Origin of the sequence: Microbacterium sp. A20 (assembly GCF_004794515.1) — a bacterium.
Taxonomy (GTDB): Bacteria; Actinomycetota; Actinomycetes; order Actinomycetales; family Microbacteriaceae; genus Microbacterium.
In genome coordinates, this window is the sequence record NZ_SSDF01000008.1 from 1 (window position 1) to 1791 (window position 1791).

Sequence of the window (1791 nt, forward strand, 5' to 3'; positions counted from 1 at the left end):
CGGACGGGTCGATGCCGGCGGCACGCAGCGCATCCGTGTCGTTGATCTTGATCGCGGTGACGTCGGATCCGATTCCGACCGTCCAGATCGACAACGGCTACGTGTGGGCGCAGACGACCATCGGCTCCACGGTCTACGCCGTCGGCAAGTTCGACAACGCCCGCGAACCGAAAGCCGCACCGGGAACCGCGCTCACGGCGCGGTCCAACGTGCTCGCCTACGACATCCAGACCGGTGCTCTGCTGCCCTTCGCACCCAAGGTCAACGGAGTGATCAAAGCCGTCGCCGCCTCGCCCGACGGCAAGCGGATCTACATCGGCGGCTCGTTCAACTCGGTCAACGGCAAGGACCGGTGGAACATCGCGGCCCTCGACGCCGCAACCGGCGAACTGGCTCCCGGCTTCATCCCGTCGATCGGCGGATCGGGCGTCTACGCCCTCACGACATCGGGATCGTCGGTCTACGCCGGCGGACTGTTCACGCAGGGCAACGGCACCGCGCGGAAGAATCTCGCCGCATTCGATGCCTCCAACGGCGCGTTGCTGCCCTGGGCACCGCAGCCCGACGCACAGGTCGACGCGATGGTGATGGATCCGGTGGGGAAAGACACCATCATCGGCGGACGCTTCTCGCAGATCAGCGGCAACACCGAGTTGCGGGGCATCGGAGCGGTCGACAAGACGACCGGAGTCGTCGACGCGGCCTGGGAACTCCCCCGCACGGTCAAGAACGGCCTGACCACGGGCGCCACCGCGGGAAAGTCCGGAATCTTCGGACTCGCAGCTGACGCGAACGGCGTGTACGGCACCGGATGGGCCTATGCCGGGGTCGAGACCGCCAACCTCGAAGGCACGTTCGCCGCCGAGGCCGGAACCGGCAAGGTCCGCTGGATCTCCGACTGCATCGGCGATCATTACGGCGTCTACTCCACGGGCAAGGTCGTTTACACGACCAGCCACACCCACGCCTGCGAGACCAACGGCCTCCACCCGGAACAGACTCCGCGCACGCACCGCTACTCGGAGGCCTTCACGGCAGACGCGCGAGGCACGCTGGGCCACCAGCCGAACGCCAACTACAAGGACTGGGCAGGGACTCCCGCCCCCTCGGCCTACGCCTGGACACCCGACTGGGCCGTCGGCGTCACCACCGGGATGGGCCAGGCCGGCCTGTCGATCACGGGCACCGGCGACATGATCTCCGTCGGTGGCGAGTTCCGCTCCGTCAACAACGGCCAGTTCGAAGGGCTCGTCCGCTTCTCGACGGCACCTCCCGGAGGAGCCAAGGACAAGCCCCGCCTCGCCGGAGAGAAGTGGGGCGCCACGGCCACGCGGGCAGCGGATGACGCCCGCCGCGTCACCGTCTCGATCCCGGCGAACTGGGACCGCGACGATCTGACCCTGACCTACGAGCTCTACCGCTCGGGCACCTCGACACCGGTCGCGACCACCACCGCGGATGCGACGTGGTGGAAGCGTCCGAACCTCGCCCTCGTCGACACGGCGGCCCCGACGGGTCCGCTGCCGCAGTACACCGTCGTCGCACGGGACAGCAACGGCAACACCGCCACGAGCGGCGTCGCCTCGGTCGCACCACCCACCGGAACCGTCGCACTCGTCGCACGGGACAGCGGGAAAGCGGTCGGGGTCGCCGGCACCGCATCTCCCGCCGTGCAGCAGACGATCACCGGAGCCGCGTCCCAGCAGTGGACCGTCGTCCCGAAGGCGGACAACAAGTTCCAGCTGAAGAACGTCGCAACCGGAGCCTGCCTGGCCGTCTCCGGCTCGGACC

Annotated in this window: 1 protein-coding gene; it reads left to right on the top strand. The window is 68.6% G+C overall.

All coding sequences use genetic code 11. The features are described from left to right. Window positions 1-101: 101 nt before the first annotated feature. Window positions 102-1791 (top strand): RICIN domain-containing protein (locus DW298_RS00035; RefSeq protein ID WP_240744939.1); only part of this gene is annotated, 1690 nt, incomplete at its 3' end.